16 protein-coding genes are annotated in these 16,676 nt (G+C 73.0%); 8 read left to right on the top strand and 8 right to left on the bottom strand.

Features of this window, described 5'->3' with window-relative positions; translation table 11 throughout:
- Positions 1–180: 180 nt before the first annotated feature.
- The 3 genes from AC07DU_RS03505 to AC07DU_RS03495 form a co-directional block, all read right to left on the bottom strand.
- Positions 181–333, bottom strand: a complete 153-nt coding sequence (locus AC07DU_RS03505) for a hypothetical protein (protein WP_099889616.1) — start codon at positions 331–333, stop codon at positions 181–183.
- A 98-nt stretch (positions 334–431) separates the two neighbouring features.
- The gene (locus AC07DU_RS03500; RefSeq protein WP_479109421.1) at positions 432–1,286 is read right to left on the bottom strand and encodes an alpha/beta fold hydrolase; all 855 of its coding nucleotides are present in this window, start codon (positions 1,284–1,286) and stop codon (positions 432–434) included.
- Positions 1,287–1,400: 114 nt separating this feature from the next.
- Entirely contained in the window at positions 1,401–3,413 is a 2,013-nt protein-coding gene (locus AC07DU_RS03495) for a DEAD/DEAH box helicase (protein WP_479109419.1), read from the bottom strand.
- Between the two features lie 436 nt (positions 3,414–3,849).
- Here AC07DU_RS03495 and AC07DU_RS03490 point away from each other — a divergent pair, with 436 nt between their 5' ends.
- Positions 3,850–4,608: a ferritin-like fold-containing protein gene (locus AC07DU_RS03490; RefSeq protein WP_360903743.1), complete on the top strand. Its 759-nt coding sequence runs from the start codon at positions 3,850–3,852 to the stop codon at positions 4,606–4,608.
- Between the two features lie 141 nt (positions 4,609–4,749).
- Here AC07DU_RS03490 and AC07DU_RS03485 read toward each other — a convergent pair whose 3' ends face one another.
- The 4 genes from AC07DU_RS03485 to AC07DU_RS03470 form a co-directional block, all read right to left on the bottom strand.
- Positions 4,750–5,052 carry a hypothetical protein gene (locus AC07DU_RS03485; protein ID WP_360903740.1) on the bottom strand — a complete coding sequence of 101 codons (303 nt, stop codon included), beginning with the start codon at positions 5,050–5,052 and terminating at the stop codon, positions 4,750–4,752.
- A gap of 109 nt (positions 5,053–5,161) precedes the next feature.
- A complete protein-coding gene (locus AC07DU_RS03480) occupies positions 5,162–5,389 on the bottom strand; it encodes a DUF3107 domain-containing protein (RefSeq protein ID WP_030011334.1) in 228 nt (75 codons plus the stop codon).
- Positions 5,390–5,519: 130 nt separating this feature from the next.
- Positions 5,520–6,158 (bottom strand): TetR/AcrR family transcriptional regulator, encoded by a 639-nt coding sequence (locus AC07DU_RS03475; protein WP_479026985.1) that lies wholly within the window; start codon positions 6,156–6,158, stop codon positions 5,520–5,522.
- 191 nt (positions 6,159–6,349) lie between these two features.
- Positions 6,350–6,565 carry a hypothetical protein gene (locus AC07DU_RS03470; RefSeq protein WP_479109417.1) on the bottom strand — a complete coding sequence of 72 codons (216 nt, stop codon included), beginning with the start codon at positions 6,563–6,565 and terminating at the stop codon, positions 6,350–6,352.
- 132 nt (positions 6,566–6,697) lie between these two features.
- On the opposite strand from AC07DU_RS03470, the gene AC07DU_RS03465 reads away from it, so the two are divergent.
- The 7 genes from AC07DU_RS03465 (at position 6,698) to moeZ (ending at position 14,994) form a co-directional block, all read left to right on the top strand.
- Positions 6,698–7,666, top strand: coding sequence for an alpha/beta fold hydrolase (locus AC07DU_RS03465; protein ID WP_479109415.1), 969 nt, complete (start codon positions 6,698–6,700; stop codon positions 7,664–7,666).
- Positions 7,667–7,671: 5 nt separating this feature from the next.
- Entirely contained in the window at positions 7,672–8,961 is a 1,290-nt protein-coding gene (locus AC07DU_RS03460; RefSeq protein WP_479026992.1) for a DUF3152 domain-containing protein, read from the top strand.
- 204 nt (positions 8,962–9,165) lie between these two features.
- Positions 9,166–10,782 (top strand): GT4 family glycosyltransferase PelF, encoded by a 1,617-nt coding sequence (pelF, locus tag AC07DU_RS03455; protein ID WP_479109413.1) that lies wholly within the window; start codon positions 9,166–9,168, stop codon positions 10,780–10,782.
- 134 nt (positions 10,783–10,916) lie between these two features.
- Positions 10,917–11,888, top strand: coding sequence for a hypothetical protein (locus AC07DU_RS03450; RefSeq protein ID WP_479109411.1), 972 nt, complete (start codon positions 10,917–10,919; stop codon positions 11,886–11,888).
- A 113-nt stretch (positions 11,889–12,001) separates the two neighbouring features.
- The gene (locus tag AC07DU_RS03445; protein WP_360903722.1) at positions 12,002–13,009 is read left to right on the top strand and encodes an NAD-dependent epimerase/dehydratase; all 1,008 of its coding nucleotides are present in this window, start codon (positions 12,002–12,004) and stop codon (positions 13,007–13,009) included.
- A complete protein-coding gene (locus AC07DU_RS03440) occupies positions 12,997–13,752 on the top strand; it encodes a spherulation-specific family 4 protein (protein WP_479026998.1) in 756 nt (251 codons plus the stop codon). Before AC07DU_RS03445 ends, AC07DU_RS03440 begins: the two co-directional genes overlap by 13 nt.
- Positions 13,753–13,815: 63 nt before the next feature.
- Positions 13,816–14,994, top strand: coding sequence for an adenylyltransferase/sulfurtransferase MoeZ (moeZ, locus tag AC07DU_RS03435; RefSeq protein WP_479109409.1), 1,179 nt, complete (start codon positions 13,816–13,818; stop codon positions 14,992–14,994).
- A 92-nt stretch (positions 14,995–15,086) separates the two neighbouring features.
- Here moeZ and AC07DU_RS03430 read toward each other — a convergent pair whose 3' ends face one another.
- Complete coding sequence (locus AC07DU_RS03430; RefSeq protein ID WP_479027003.1) at positions 15,087–16,634, bottom strand: alpha/beta hydrolase; 1,548 nt, start codon at positions 16,632–16,634, stop codon at positions 15,087–15,089.
- Positions 16,635–16,676 lie beyond the last annotated feature (42 nt).

The following is a 16,676-nucleotide window of genomic DNA, read 5'->3' as shown; positions in this document are numbered from 1 at the left end:
AAGGGGTGTTTTGCCCGTGGGACGCGGCGGGGGGGGGGGATGCTGGGGGCCGGGGTGGGGAAGGAGATGGTAAGTGGGGTTCTCCGGGTGGTGCCCCCCCCCCACCCCCCCCCCACCCCGCACATGCGAACGCCCCCGCACCGGTCCCGGTGCGGGGGCGTGAACGTATCGCGTGAAACGTCAGGAGGACGCACTCTCGGCCGGTCGGATCAAAATGCGCTGGCCGACGGATGCGGCCTGCTGCACGATCCTGTTGACGGAGGCCGCGTCCACGACGGTGCTGTCCACGGCAGATCCGTCGACGTCGTCCAGGCGCAGAATTTCGAAGCGCACGGGCTTCTCCCTTCGTCAGTGTTCTCCTTGCATAGGGTTAACGAAGGGTACGCCTCAATCATTCCCTACGCTAAGGAAATTTTTTCACTGGCTAAGGATTAGCTGGTGGAAGCGTCCCAGAAGCCGGCCAGCGCGGCGGCCGTGACCTGCGGCGCCTCGGCGTTCGGAGAGTGTTCCGTGCCCGCGACGACCACCCGCTCCGCACCCAGCCGCACGGCCATCTCGTCCAGCAGCGGGACCGGCCACGCGTAGTCGACGGCCCCCGACAGGACCAGCTTCGGCAGCTCGACCCGGGCCAGCTCCTCCGCCCGGTCCGGTTCCGAGATCAGCACCCGGCCCGTGGCGATCAACTGCTCGGGGACGGTGCTCACCCACCTCTGGCTCAGGAAGAGCGCCAGCGCGGGGGCGTCCGGTGCCTGGTCCTGCGGGTCGTGGGCGCTCATCGCCGCCCATATGGCCGGCATGTCGTCGCCCATCGCCTCCAGCGCCGCCACCAGCAGCTTCGTACGGGCCTGCTGCTCCTCGGAGATCGCGGCGGGGCCGCTGCTCATCAAGGTCAGCGAGGCGAAGGGAGCGGCGTCGCGCAGCACGGCGGCGCGCGAGATCAGACCCCCGAGCGAGTGGCCGACCAGGTGTACGCGGTCCGCTCCCAGCGCGCGGGTCTGCGCGAGGAGGTCCAGCGCCAGCTCCTCCAGGGCGTACGCCGACTCCTCGCGCGGGCCGGGGCTCTCGTACTGCCCGCGTCCGTCGACGGCCACCACCCGGTACCCGGCCGCGGCCAGCGGCTCCAGGAGTCCGATGAAGTCCTCCTTGCTGCCCGTGAACCCGGGCACCAGCAGAGCGGTGCCGCGGACCGGCTCGCCGGCCTCGTGCACCGCGAAGGTGCCACGGTCGGTGGTGAGGTCGTACGCGCGGGCGACGGACGGCAGGGTGAGGCGCGGAGGCTTGCTCATGGCCCGAGGTTACCGGCCCGTACGCCGGCGCACAGCCCCGGATACGCCGATGGCCCCGGCCCCCTCGGAAGGGGATCGGGGCCATCGGCGCGTAGGGAAGTCCTACGGGAGTAACTACGCCTCCGGGGCGGCCGCGGCCTTGCGGGTGCGCGTGCGCTTCGGCTTGGCGGGGGCCTCCTCGGCCACCGGGGCGGCCTCGGCGACGGCCGGAGCGGCCACGGCCACCTTGCGGGGCGCGCGCGTGCGCTTCGCCTTGACCGGCTCCACGGGCGGGGCCATCTGGAAGTCCGGCTCCGGAGCGGCCGCGACCACCTTGCGGGGCGCGCGGGCACGCTTCGGCTTCACGGGCTCCATCGGCGCAGCCGTCTGGAAGTCCGGCTCCGGGGCGACCTCGGCCACCTTGCGGGGGGCGCGGGTGCGCTTCGGCTTCACGGGCGCCTCGTCGGCGGCCGGGGCCGGGGTCACGGGGGCCTCGACGACGGCAGCCTCGGCGACGGCAGCCTCGGCGACGGCAGCCTCGGCCACGGGGGCCTCGGCGACGGCCTTGCGGGTGCGGGTGCGCTTCGGCTTGGCCGGCGCCTCCTCGGCCACGACGGCCGCGGCGGCGTCGGCGACCGGAGCGGCCACGGCGACCGGGGCGGCCTCCACAGCCTGCACGGCCTCGACGGCCTGGGCCGGCACGGCGCCGACCCGGGTGCGCCGGCGGCGCGGCCTGCGCGGCTCGTCGCCGGCCGGAGCCTGCGACGCCGGCGCGTCCGCCACGGGGGCGGCCGCGGCGGCAGCCTCGGTGCCCAGGTCCGAACCGCCACGGGTACGGCGGCGCTGACGCGGCGTCCGGGTGCGCTCGGGGCGCTCCTCGGTCACCACGGCGGCGGCGGCCGGACCGCGACCGCCACGGCCACCGCGGCCGCCGGTCTCGCCCAGGTCCTCGAGGTTCTCGGCCTTCAGGCCCGCCCGCGTGCGCTCGGCGCGCGGCAGGATGCCCTTGGTGCCTGCCGGGATGTTCATCTCCTCGAACAGGTGCGGGGACGTGGAGTACGTCTCGACCGGGTCGTGGAAGTCCAGCTCCAGCGCCTTGTTGATCAGCTGCCAGCGCGGGATGTCGTCCCAGTCGACCAGGGTGACGGCGATGCCCTTGTTACCCGCGCGGCCGGTACGGCCCACGCGGTGCAGGAAGGTCTTCTCGTCCTCCGGCGTCTGGTAGTTGATGACGTGGGTCACACCCTCGACATCGATACCGCGCGCGGCGACGTCGGTGCACACCAGCACGTCGACCTTGCCGTTGCGGAACGCGCGCAGCGCCTGCTCGCGCGCGCCCTGGCCCAGGTCGCCGTGGACGGCGCCGGAGGCGAAACCGCGCTTCTCCAGCTGCTCGGCGATGTCGGCCGCCGTGCGCTTGGTACGGCAGAAGATCATGGCCAGGCCGCGGCCCTCGGCCTGCAGGATGCGGGAGACCAGCTCCGGCTTGTCCATGTTGTGCGCACGGAAGACGTGCTGCTTGATGTTGGCGACGGTCACGCCCTCGCCCTCGGGCGAGGTGGCGCGGATGTGCGTCGGCTGCGTCATGTACCGGCGGGCCAGGCCGATGACCGCGCCCGGCATGGTCGCCGAGAACAGCATGGTCTGACGCTTCGCGGGCAGGTAGCCCATGATCTTCTCGACGTCGGGCAGGAAGCCCAGGTCGAGCATCTCGTCGGCCTCGTCCAGGACGAGCGCCTTGACGTGCGACAGGTCGAGCTTCCTCTGCCCGGCCAGGTCGAGCAGGCGGCCCGGGGTGCCGACGATCACGTCGACGCCCTTGTTGAGCGCCTCGACCTGGGGCTCGTACGCGCGGCCGCCGTATATGGCGAGGACCCGGACGTTGCGGACCTTGCCCGCGGTGAGGAGGTCGTTGGTGACCTGGGTGCACAGCTCGCGGGTCGGAACCACCACGAGGGCCTGCGGAGCGTTGGTCAGCTGCTCGGGCCCGGCCCGGCCCGCCTCGACGTCCGCGGGGACGATGACCCGCTCCAGCAGGGGAAGGCCGAAACCGAGCGTCTTGCCGGTTCCGGTCTTGGCCTGGCCGATGACGTCCGTGCCGGACATGGCGACGGGGAGGGTCATCTCCTGGATCGGGAAGGGGGACACGATGCCGACGGCCTCAAGGGCTTCGGCGGTTTCGGGAAGGATCCCGAGGTCTCGGAACGTAGTCAGGGTGCTGCCTCTTCTGTGAGACGCGGCGCGAGGCGGCGAGGGGGGTCGTACCGTGCTGTGCTTGCAGTACTGCTACGTACGAAGCTGCGCGGGACCACTAGCCTTCGCTCAGGCGCATCTGCCGCTGAGGGGGCCCCTCGTAAGAGGCGGTACGCATGAACGTACGCACCACACCGAGGGCGGTCGGTTGGAGCCGATCGGGCCACCGACCGGGCATCCTCATTCGGATGGCCCGCCGACTGCTCGGCAGGCGCATTACCACTGTACCCCGGAATCGCGCAGGTGTGTCGGACGAATTCACCGGGTAGGCGCGTTTAGCTGGACGGGCCAGGTGGTTCGGGGGGCGATTCGGCGGGCTATTGTGCGGAGCATGTCGACCGTAGAAAACGCCTCGCCCGCCGACGACAGCGCACCCGCCGCAGCCGTGGGGATCGCCTCCCAGGACTGGGCGGCCGCCTCTGCCTCGCCGCAGTACCGCGCGGCCGTCGTGGACCTGCTCGGCGCTCTCGCGTACGGAGAGCTCGCGGCCTTCGAGCGCCTCGCGGAGGACGCGAAGCTCGCACCCACCCTGGACGACAAGGCCGAGCTCGCCGCCATGGCATCCGCTGAATTCCACCACTTCGAGCGGCTGCGCGACCGCCTCGCGGCGATCGAGGTCGAGCCCACCGCCGCCATGGAGCCCTTCGCGAAGGGCGTCGACGACTTCCACCGCCAGACCGCGCCGTCCGACTGGCTGGAGGGCCTGGTCAAGGCCTACGTCGGGGACTCCATCGCCAGCGACTTCTACCGCGAGGTCGCGTCCCACCTGGACACCGACACCCGCGGCCTCGTGCTCGGCGTGCTCGACGACACCGGCCACGGCAACTTCGCCGTCGAGAAGGTGCGCGCCGCGATCGAGGCGGACCCGCGCTGCGGCGGCCGGCTCGCGCTGTGGGCCCGCCGACTGATGGGCGAGGCCCTCTCGCAGGCCCAGCGCGTGGTCGCCGAGCGCGACGCGCTCTCGACCATGCTGGTCGGCGGCGTCGACGGGATGGCGGCGGGCTTCGACCTGGCGGCCGTCGGCGAGATGTTCGCCCGGATCACCAAGGCGCACACCAAGCGGATGGCGGCCCTCGGCCTCGCCGCCTGACCGGCCGCCCCACACGTACCCCGGCCCCGGCACGCGCTCTGCGTGCCGGGGCCGAGGTGTGTGATCGCGGGTGATCGTGTGGGGTCAGGGAGCCGACGTGCGCGGTGGGAGCCGACACCCCCTAGGGCGGCGGGTCAGGGATCATCCCCGTGACGGGAGCGAAAACGGAGTCCTGTGCGGGGGCCTGCGGGGCCCGGAGGCCGGCCGGAGCAGCAGCGACAGCACCACCGCCGACACGAGCACCCCGCCGACGAAGGTTGCGGTCAGGGTGTTGTGCCCCGGGCCCAGCGCGAAGTGGGTGAGGTACGCCCCGAACAGCGCCCCCAGCACTCCGCTGACCAGCACCACTCTGGTGGACGGCAGCCGACGCGCGAGCACTCGGGCGGCTGTCGCGGACAGGGCGAGGCCCAACAGCGCGGAGCCGAGCACTTCCATCAGCAGCATCAGGTCTCTCCCATACGTCAGGGCAAACCGGGTCACTGCCGTCCTACCCGAAGCGGAAGAAACGGAAACGGCCCGGTGGAATCAACCACCGGGCCGTTTCGGACAGTTCTCAGAGCGCGCCGAAACCGACCTTGCGCACGCTCGGCTCGCCCAGGTCGACGTACGACAGGCGGTCGGACGGCACCAGGACCTTGCGGCCCTTGTTGTCGGTGAGGCTCAGCAGCGGCGCGGTGCCGGACAGCGCGGCGGTGACGATGCTCTCCAGCTCCTCGGCGCTCAGGTCGCTCTCCAGCACGATCTCCCGGGGTGCGTGCTGCACGCCGATCTTGACCTCCACGGCTATGTCCCTCCGACGATCCGGTTCGCGCGATCAGCCGCGCCGTACGCGGTCCACATTAGCCCGGAGAGGGGACGCGGAAGCGCAGAGCGGACACGCTCGCAGCGAACAGCAGCGGACACCGGAAGGATCAGGCATCCGTGCCGTGCAGCGGGAAACCGGCGATACCGCGCCAGGCGAGCGAGGTCAGCAGACCCACCGCCGTGTCACGGGCGACCGGGCTCTCACTGGACAGCCAGTAGCGCGCCACGACCTGCGAGACCCCGCCCAGGCCCACGGCGAGCAGCATCGACTCGTCCTTGGACAGGCCGGTGTCCTCTGCGATGACCTCGCAGATGGCTTCGGCGCACTGGAGCGAGACGCGGTCGACGCGCTCGCGCACCGCCGGCTCGTTCGTCAGGTCGGACTCGAAGACCAGCCGGAAGGCGCCGCCCTCCTCCTCCACGTACGCGAAGTACGCGTCCATCGTGGCGGCCACACGCAGCTTGTTGTCCGTCGTCGACGCGAGCGCGGTGCGCACGGCCAGCAGCAGGGACTCGCAGTGCTGGTCCAGCAGCGCCAGGTAGAGGTCGAGCTTGCCGGGGAAGTGCTGGTACAGCACCGGCTTGCTCACTCCCGCACGCTCGGCGATGTCGTCCATCGCGGCCGCGTGGTACCCCTGCGCGACGAAAACCTCCTGAGCCGCGCCCAGCAGCTGATTGCGCCGGGCTCGGCGCGGCAGTCGCGTGCCCCGCGGACGCGCTGCCTCGGTCTGCTCGATGGCTGTCACGCCGCCTCCCACTTTCTCTAAGAACACAGTGCGCTCTGCGCCGCGCCGCCATCGTACTTTTCGGTAACCGAATCTGGAGGGTTCGAGCCGAGTTTTCTCGCGGTGCGGACGCGTCACGGACGCCCGGAGGCGCTGGTCAGCGGTTGGTCAGCGGGCGGTCAGCCGGTGGTCAGCGGTCGGTCAGCGATCGCTCAGCGGTAGTCCTCCTCGTCCAGCGGGACCACCCGCGCCTGCTCGGCGGCGTCACCGTCCGCGGCCCTGCCCTCGTCCGCACCGGTGACCGGATCGTCCTCGTCCGGCCGCAGATCGGCCAGCTGCTCCGCCACATCCGCCTCGGGCGCCTCGGGATCGAGGGCTTCGGGGATCTCCTCCCGGAAGGTGTCCGGCTCCGCAGGGTCGACAGTCATGCCGCTGCCCTCGCTTCCTTGTTCTCACATACGAGCCTAGGAGGATCGCGGGTACCCCGCTATACGGCTCGGCACGCGCCTGTGACGGCGAACACAAGAAGACGGGCGTGATCGTCTCGTAACATTGCCCGCATGTCTTCGACCGAGCTGCCGGGCGTACGGTCCACCGCCGAGCCGTCCTCCCTGGTGGGAGCCGTCCGGGTGGCCGAGGGGGAGCAGCTGCGCACGACCGCGCTGCCCGGACTCGACATGGCCGTCCGGGTGCGCCCGGCGGAGCGTACGGGCCTGCCGCCCGCGCTGTTCGTCCACGGACTCGGCGGTTCCTCGCAGAACTGGTCGGACCTCATGGCGCAGCTGGCGGACACCGTCGACGGCGAGGCCCTGGACCTGCCCGGCTTCGGCTGGTCCCCGCCGCCCGCCGACCGGGACTACTCCGTCACGGCGTTCGCCCGCGCCGTCATCCGGCACCTCGACGCCGCCGGGCGCGGCCCCGTCCACCTGTTCGGGAACTCCCTCGGCGGAGCCGTCTCCACTCGCGTCGCCGCCGTCCGGCCCGACCTGGTGCGCACCCTGACGCTGGTCTCGCCCGCCCTGCCCGAGCTGCGCGTGCAGAGTTCGGCCGTGCCGACCGCGCTCCTCGCCGTCCCCGGGATGGCCGCGCTCCTCCTGCGGCTGACGCGGGGACTGAGCGCCGAGGAGCGCACCCGCGGGGTGACGGCCCTCTGCTACGGAGACCCCTCCCGGGTGACACCCGAGGGCTTCCGCCACGCCGTGGAGGAGATGGAGCGGCGGATGGCGCTGCCGTACTTCTGGGAGGCGATGACCCGCTCCGCGCGCGGCATCGTCGACGCCTACACCCTCGGTGGCCAGCACGGACTGTGGCGCCAGGCGCAGCGGGTGCTCGCCCCCTCCCTGCTGGTCTACGGTGGGCGGGACCAGTTGGTCTCGTACCGCATGGCGCACAAGGCGGCCGCCTCCTACCGGTGTTCGCGGCTGCTGTGTCTGCCGGAGGCCGGACACGTGGCGATGATGGAGTACCCCGAGACGGTGGCCGCCGCCTTCCGGGAGCTGCTCCGGGACACCGAAGACGACAGAGGCTGAGGACCGTGGGACGACATAGTCGCAAGGACCCCGCCCCGGCCCCCGCCCGTCCGCGGCCGGTGCCCGCGCCCCAGCCGTACGAGGAGCCGCCCGCCCCGTACCGGCCCGAACCCACCGTCACCCACCAGGGGTACGTGCCCGGCGAGGCACGGGCCGGCGGCCACCCCCAGCACCACGAGTCCGGAGGCGCCTGGGGCGCCGGCCCCGGCTCGGGCTCCGTGTACGGGGACTGGCGCGGGGTGCCGCGCACCCCCCGGGGCTCCACCGCCGTCCTGGACGGTGACACCCCGGCCTTCGGCACCCCGGCGGTGGGCTTCCCGCAGGTCACCCTGCCTGCGACGCCCGCGCCGACGCCCGCGCCCGTATCCGTACCCCCGGCCGCATCCGCGCCCGACGCCGTCACCTCGACCGGCTCGCACCGCCGGGTGCCGGGGCCGCGCAGACCGGTCGATCCCGTCGCCGAAGAGCCCGGCTCCAGCCGCGGCCGGACGGCCCGTACCTACACCGGCATGGCCGCCGTGGCCGTCGCCGCCGTACTCGCCGTGGCCGTCGCCGTGCAGATGACCTCCGACGGCGACGGGGGCGGCGCCAGACAGGGCGCGCTCGCGGCGGCCGGCCAGGACCAGGCCGCCGCGGCCCCGGGCGCCGCCACGCCCGCGGCGCCCGCCGCGGCGCCCGCGCCCGCGCCGGAGCTGACGTACGAGCAGCAGATGGCCCAGCAGCTGCCGATCGACGCGAAACTCGCCGGGCCCGGCACCTTCGACACCGTGCCCGGCATGGCCAAGGCGCCCGGCAAGGGCAAGCTCGTGCGCTACCGGGTCGACGTCGAGCAGGGCCTGGGCCTGGACCCGCAGCTCTTCGCCGAGGCCGTCCACCGCACCCTCAACGACCCGCGCAGCTGGGCCCACGGCGGCGCGATGACCTTCGAGCGGGTGCCGGGCGGCGAGGCCGACTTCGTGATCACCCTGGCCAGTCCCGGTACCACCGGCACGTGGTGCGCCAAGTCCGGCCTGGACACCACCATCGACAACGTCTCCTGCGACTCCGCGTCGACCGACCGGGTGATGATCAACGCGTTCCGGTGGGCGCAGGGCTCTTCGACCTACGGCCCGGACCAGATGGTCGCCTACCGTCAGATGCTCATCAACCACGAGGTCGGGCACCGCCTGGGACACGGGCACGTGAGCTGCCGCACGCCGGGCGCGCTCGCCCCGATCATGCAGCAGCAGACCAAGTCCCTGGACATCGACGGAATTCAGTGCAAGCCCAACCCCTGGGTATATCCGGGGAATTGAGGCGCGGTCCGGGACACACGGGCGACGCAGTACTTCTTAGCGTGCTCGAACGCGAACCGTACGGGAAAGTTACGACTCTTCACCCCTTCCGGTGGCGCGACGGACAACCGTCCGCCGCGCCTCGGGCATATCCGCTTGAGTTCTCCAGCGGCGGGTCACCTGACCGACGGTGACCGCCCGAACGGGAGATCGGTGGTGCCACTCGTGCGGATCGGACTGCTTACGGAAGGTGGTTATCCGTATGCGACGGGAGAGGCGAGGCTGTGGTGCGACCGGCTCGTGCGCGGACTCCCGCAGCACGAGTTCGAGCTCTACGCCCTGAGCCGCAGCGCCGAGCAGGAACGCGCCCGGGTGCCGCTGCCCGAGCACGTCACCCAGGTCCGTACGGCCCCCCTGTGGGCCCCCGCCGACGACGGCCGCAGCTACGCGCGGCGTGAACGGCGGCGGTTCGCGGCCCATTTCACCGAGCTGGTCCGGGGAATCTGCGCCGGTGAGCCCGAACCTTTCGCCTCCGGGCTGTACGGGCTCGCCGAACTCGCCCGCGACGAGGGCGGTCTGTACGCGGCCCTGCGCTCCGAGTCCGCGGTGCGGGCACTGGAGTCCGCCTGCCGGGCGCCCGGCGCCGGGCGCACCGTCCAGACGGCGCAGGTGTCCGACCTGCTGGAGTTCGTGGACGCACTGGAGCGCATGCTGCGGCCGTTGTCCCTCGACTGGTACGAGGAGCCGGGCAATCTCGGCGCGGTCGACATCTGCCACGCGGCGGCGGGCGGGGTCGCGGCGATCCCCGGGCTGTTGGCCAAACGCTTCTTCGGAGTACCGCTGCTGGTCACCGAGTACGGGGTGCAGCTGCGGGCCCACTACCTGGAGCACCAGCCGGACGCCTCCTTCGGGCCCGGCAACCCGTACGACGCCCCCCGTCCCGCCGTACGGGCCCTGCTCGCGGCCTTCCACCTGCGGCTGGCCGCCGAGATCTACGCCCGGGCCGACCTGCTCACGCCCGGCAACGCGCACGCCCGGCGCTGGCAGGAGCGGTGCGGGGCCACCAAGGACCGGCTGCGGACCGTCTACCCCGGGATGGAGGCGGACCGATTCGCCACCGTCGGGGAGGCCGTGGACTGCGGGGACCCGGACACCCTGGTGTGGGTCGGGCGGATGGAGCCGGCCAAGGACATCATCGGCCTGCTGCACGCCTTCACCGAGGTCCGCAGGGCCGCGCCGCACGCCCGGCTGAGGATCTTCGCCACGGCCGTGGCCCCCGGCTACCTCGCCGACTGCCGGTCCCTGGCCGCGCGGCTCTTCCCCGACGAGGCCGCGGACGCCGTCACCGCCGGGGAGAGCCCCGTCACCTTCGAGGAGATCGGCGGACCCGAGGCCCCCACCCCGGCCGAGGCGTACGGAGCGGGGCGCGTCGCCGTGCTGTCCTCCGTGGTCGAGGGCTTCCCGATCACCCTGGCGGAGGCGATGTTCTGCGGCCGGGCCACCGTCTCCACCGACGTGGGCGCCGTGTACGAGGTCATCGGAGGCACCGGCCTCGTCGTCCCGCCGCGCAACCCGCGGGCGCTCGCTGACGCCTGCCTGTCGCTGCTGGAGGATCCCGAGCGGGCCCAGCGGCTGGGCGCGGCCGCGCGGGCGAGGGCCCTTGAGCTGTTCACCGTCGAGCAGAACGTGGCCGCCTTCCAGGACATCTACCTGCGGCTGCTGGCGCGGGGCTCCGCGCGGCCGGACGGCGAGGTGCCCTTCGCCCGCCCCGCCGAAGCCCGGGTCCCGGGTCACTGGACCAGCCCGACCTGGGCCGAGCCCGTTCCGGAGGCGACCGTATGACCCCGAACGCGAACCCCGCCCCGCGGTCGGCCGACCCGGCCGGGGCACATTCAGCCTCGCCGGCGTTCGAGGCGCGGGGTCCGGGGCGGAGCCCCGGCAGTGCCGCCGCGCGTGCGGTGCCGTCTTCGGGTGCGGTGCCGTCTTCGGGTGCGGCGCCGTCGCCGGGGGCGCTGCCCCCGGACCCCCGCGCCTCAAACGCCGGCGAGGCTGAGATCGCCCCCGGCGTCCCCGGGACGGGTGAGGCGCAGCGGTCCGGTCCGCGGCGGAGCGCCGGGGACCCCGTCAAGGCGCTGCTGCACCGGCACCGGGAGCTGTGCGCCCGGGCCGTGGACCCGCTGGAGATCGCCGCCGGGCTGGAGGCCCACGGCCTCACCGACCGCACCGCCGCGCGCTTCCGGCACCGGGACGTCTTCTCGCTGGCCGAGGAGCTCTACGCCCGCACCCCCCGCGGGGAGCAGCCCGGCGCCCTGCCCGGTCGCGTCCCCGCAGGGGCCGCCTCGTACCGGGGCTTCGGCTTCGCCCTGCTGCCCGGGGCCCTCGCCCTCGGCGCGAGCGCCGCCGGGCAGGCGTGGGCCGGGCCCGCCGCCGTGGCCGCCACCGTCGTCTGCCTGGTGTGGCCCGGGCGGGCCGCCTGCGGCCGGTTCCGGTACGCCGCGCACCTGCTCGCCGCCGCCCTCGTCGGCTGGGCCGCGCACCGGCACGGCGCCGCCCTCGCCGCCTGCCTGGCCCTGGCCGTCGCCCCCGGACACCTGCTCGCCGCCGCCTTCGCCGCAGGGGCCCGCGCCCGGCTCGACGGGAGCCGCGCCCTGGAGGACTTCTCGGACCGGGCCCGGCCCCTGTTGCTCGCGGCCGTCACCGTGTTCACCGCGGCCGCCGCCGGGGCCGCCGCGCTCGCCGGGGCCCCGCTGACGGTCGCGGTGCCGCTCGCCCTGCTGCTGTTCCTGACCCGGCTGCTGCTCCGGCACGGCGCCCACCGCGGACCCGTCGGCGCCGCTCTCGCCCTGGCCCTGGTGCCGTTCCCCGCGGCGGCGGCCGCCGCCGCGGCGGGACTCCTCGTACACGCCGTCCTCGCCCTGTCCCGCGCGTCCGCGCACGCGCGGCCCTGACCTTCGGAGCCGACGCCGAACGCCGTACCCGTACCCCGCCCCATCCGTCCCTCCATCCACCCGCAAGGAGACACAGACATGACCGGCCAGCCAACCAACCAAGGGGTCACGCGATGAGGGTGCTGCTGATCGGAGCCAACGGATACCTCGGCCGCTACGTCGCCGACCGGCTGCTCGCCGACCCCGCCGTCCAGCTCACCGCGCTCGGCCGCGGCGACGACGCCGACGTCCGCTTCGACCTCGCCACCGGCAGCCCCGGTGCGCTCACCCGCTTCCTGGACGCCGTCCACCCCGGCGTCGTCATCAACTGCGCCGGCGCCACCCGGGGCGGGGCCCGGGAGCTGACCCGGCACAACACCGTCGCCGTCGCGACGATCTGCGAGTCCCTGCGCCGCAGCGGCTGCGGGGCCCGCCTCGTCCAGCTCGGCTGCGCCGCCGAGTACGGGCCCAGCCAGCCCGGATCGTCCACGGCCGAGGACGCCGTGCCGAGACCGGGCGGGCCGTACGGCGTCAGCAAGCTGGCCGCCACCGAGCTGGTCCTCGGCTCCGGTCTGGACGCCGTCGTCCTGCGGATCTTCTCGCCCGTCGGCCCCGGCACCCCCGCCGGATCGCCGCTCGGCCGGCTCGCCGAGGCCATGCGCCGCGCGATGCAGTCCGGGGACGGCGAGCTCAAGCTCAGCGGGCTCGGCGTACAGCGCGACTTCGTCGACGTACGGGACGTGGCGCGGGCCGTGCACGCCGCCTCCCTGTCCGCCGCCCAGGGTGTCGTCAACATCGGCACCGGCCGCGCGGTCCGGCTGCGCGACGCGGCGGGGGTCCTGGCCCGGGTCGCCGGTTACGCGGGGGCCCTGCACGAGCTCGACGTCCCGCACGGCGGAGCCCAGCAGCACGGACACCCCGGCCGCCCGGCCGGGCTCGCCTCCATCGGATCGCCCCGTTCCGAGGTCACCGCCGAGCAGCTCGCCGCCGCGGCGCCCCCGCCGTACCCCTACCCCGACGGCTGCGGCGCCTGGCAGCAGGCGGACGTCCGTACCGCCCGGGACCGGCTGGGCTGGCGGCCCCGGATCAACCTGGAGGAATCCCTCGCGGACATCTGGATGGAGGCGGCGTGCCGTATCTGACCACCCCGCCGGGAGCCGTGACCGCCGCCGCGACCGAGGCCGGGCGGCTGGGCCTGGGGATCCCCGGGTACGCGCACCCGCTGCTCGCCCCCGTCGAATGGGCCGAGCTGACCCGCCCCGGCACTCCGCTGCACTGGGCCGTGCTCAACGTCGCGGACGGGCCGGGCGGGCGGCCCGATCCGCACTGCTCGCAGGCGGCCGTGAAGCTGCACGCGGCGGGCGGTACCGTCCTCGGGCATCTCGCCATGCGAGACGGAGCGCGGTCCTTCGGGGAGCTGGTCTCGGACGCCCACCGCTTCCGGGACTGGTACGGGGTCGGCGGCTTCTACCTCGCGCAGGCCCCCGCCGACAAGGCGGAACTGGCCTCGGTGTGCCGGGTCGTCGACACCCTGCGCGGCCTGGGCGAGGACCTGCGGATCGTCCTCGGGCACGGCACCCACCCCTACGAGGGGTACGCGCACGCCGCCGACCAGCTGGTCACCTTCTCGGGAGCCTGGGCCGACTACCGGTGGTCGCAGGTGGCGGAGTGGACCGCCGACCACCCGGCGGAGCGGTTCTGCCACCTCGTCCACGGGGTGCCGCGCACGCACCTGGAGGAGGCCATGCGGATCGCCCGCTGGCAGGGCGCCGGCACGATCTGGTTCACGGACCGACAGGCGGTCGGCGAGCGTGACCCGTGGGCCTCAATGCCCGCGTACTGGGACGAAATCGTCTCACGTATCGGGACAGGTGTCTTGGAATGAAGACGGGCGTGGCAGTGTTACGGGGAGAACCACCCTGAAGACGTAACCATCTACGGAGTCCCCGTGTCGCTGCCACCCCTGGTCGAGCCAGCTGCTGAGCTCACCGTTGACGAGGTCCGTCGGTACTCCCGCCACCTGATCATCCCGGACGTCGGGATGGACGGCCAGAAGCGCCTGAAGAACGCCAAGGTGCTGGCCGTGGGCGCGGGCGGCCTCGGTTCGCCCGCCCTCATGTACCTGGCCGCGGCCGGCGTCGGCACGCTGGGCATCGTGGAGTTCGACGAGGTCGACGAGTCGAACCTGCAGCGCCAGATCATCCACAGCCAGGCGGACATCGGCCGTTCCAAGGCCGAGTCGGCCCGTGACAGCGTGCTGGGCATCAACCCGTACGTGAACGTGGTCCTTCACGAAGAGCGGCTCGAAGCCGAGAACGTGATGGAGATCTTCAGCCAGTACGACCTCATCGTCGACGGCACCGACAACTTCGCCACGCGCTACCTCGTCAACGACGCCTGCGTGCTGCTGAACAAGCCGTACGTGTGGGGCTCCATCTACCGCTTCGACGGCCAGGCCTCGGTCTTCTGGTCCGAGCACGGCCCGTGCTACCGCTGCCTCTACCCGGAGCCGCCCCCGCCGGGCATGGTCCCGAGCTGCGCCGAGGGCGGCGTGCTGGGCGTGCTCTGCGCGTCCATCGGGTCGATCCAGGTCACCGAGGCCATCAAGGTCCTCACGGGCGTCGGCGAGCCGCTGGTCGGCCGCCTGATGATCTACGACGCGCTGGAGATGCAGTACCGCCAGGTCAAGGTCCGCAAGGACCCCGACTGCGCGGTCTGCGGTCCGAACGCGACCGTCACCGAGCTCATCGACTACGAGGCCTTCTGCGGCGTCGTGTCGGCGGAGGCCCAGGAGGCGGCCGCCGGTTCGACGATCACTCCCAAGCAGCTCAAGGAGTGGATCGACACCGACGAGCCCATCGAGATCATCGACGTCCGCGAGGTCAACGAGTACGAGATCGTCTCGATCCCCGGCGCGAAGCTGATCCCCAAGGGCGAGTTCCTGATGGGCACCGCCCTCCAGGACCTGCCGCAGGACAAGCGCATCGTCTTGCACTGCAAGACGGGTGTCCGCAGTGCGGAAGTCCTCGCCGTCCTGAAGTCCGCGGGCTTCGCGGACGCGGTGCACGTCGGCGGCGGCGTGATCGGCTGGGTCCACCAGATCGAGCCCGAGAAGCCCGTCTACTGATCTGAGCTGATCGGAGTCGATCCGGTCCGCCGGACGTCACCCGAAGGGGCCGTACCCGCCGAGGCGGTACGGCCCCTTCGGCGTCCCACGCCTCACGGGGCGGTGCAGACGGCGCCCGAGGCCGGAGGCTTCCCTTCGAGCAGGTAGGCGTTCACCGCCCGCTGCACGCACGTGTCGCCGCTGTTGTACGCGCCGTGCCCCTCGCCCTTGTAGGTGAGTTCCACGCCGACGCCCGGACCGAGCCGCTCCACCATCTTGCGGGCGCCCTCATAGGGGGTGGCCGGGTCGCCGGTGTTGCCGATGACGACGATCGGGGCGGCCCCGGGGGCGGACACGTCCGGGGTCGTCCAGGCCCCCTCGACCGGCCAGCCGGTGCAGCTCATCAGGGCCCAGCCGAGGAAGTCCCCGAAGACGGGGGAGGCGGCGCGGAACGTCGGCAGCTCGGCCTTGGTCTGCGCGAGGGTGTAACGCTCCTTGGAGTCGGCGCAGTTGATCGCGGTGTTCGCGGCGCCGATGTTGCTGTAACGGCCCTCCTGGTCCCGGCCGTTGAGCGCGTCGGACAGGGCGAGCAGCAACTGCCCCTGTCCGCCTTCCGCTTCGTCCAGTCCCTGTTCCAGCAGGGGCCACAGCTCCTTCGAGTAGAGGGCCTGGGCGATGCCGTTGGTCGCGGAGCTCTCCGTGAGCTTGCGCTCGCCCATCCCCGCGATGGGCTTCGCGGACAGGTCCTTCTGGAGCTTGATGATGTTCGCCTCGATCTCCTTGGGGGTGCTGCCCTGGAGCCTGCACTCGTCGCCGCGGTCCACGCAGTCCTGGGCGAAGTTGCCGAGCGCGAGCTGGAAGCCCTTGGCCTGGCCCAGGGAGCCCTGCTCCGCGTCCTTGGTCGGGTCCACGACGGCGTCGAAGACGGCCCGGCCGACGTTCTTGGGGAAGAGGTGGGCGTAGACCCCGCCGAGTTCGGTGCCGTAGGAGATCCCGAAGTAGTTCAGCTTCTCGTCGCCCAGGGCCTGGCGGATGCGGTCCAGGTCGCGGGCGGCGTTGGAGGTGCCGACGTGGGGGAGGACCTTGCCGGAGTTCTTCCGGCAGGCCTGCTGGTAGGCGCGGATGTTCTCGACGAAGGCCTGTTCCTTGGCGGGGGTCTCGGGGGAGGAGTCCGCGGCGTAGTACGCGTCCAGCTGCTTGTCGCTCTCGCAGCGGACGGGGGCGCTGGCGCCGACCCCGCGGGGGTCGAAGCTGACCAGGTCGTACCGGGCGCGCAGGGCCTCGTACTCCTTGGCGGCGCCGGGCAGGGTGGCGATGCCGGAGCCGCCGGGGCCGCCGAAGTTGAAGACGAGGGAGCCGATGCGGTGCTCGCGGTCGCGGGCCTTGGAGCGGATCAGGGCGATCGGGATCGTCTCGCCCTCGGGCGCGGCGTAGTCGAGCGGGACGTCGAGGGTGGCGCACTGCCAGTCCTTGGGCGGCACCTGGCCGCCGCCCTGCGCGGCGGTGGGGGCGGGGCAGTCCCCCCACTTGAGGGGTCTGGCGCCCTTGGTGCCGGTGGCCTTCGTCTTCTTCCCGTCGCCGTCGTCCGAGCAGGCGGCCGTGGTGAGCAGGACGGCGGCGAGCGCGGCGGCGGCGGTGACCCGACAGGCGTTTCTCGGCATGCCCCCATCCTGTGCGGGGTTGCCCGCGCCCGCCCCCGCGCT

The organism is Streptomyces sp. NPDC045695, from assembly GCF_056432025.1.
Note: the sequence above shows the minus strand (reverse complement) of the source record. Positions and strands in the feature narration are given on the sequence as shown.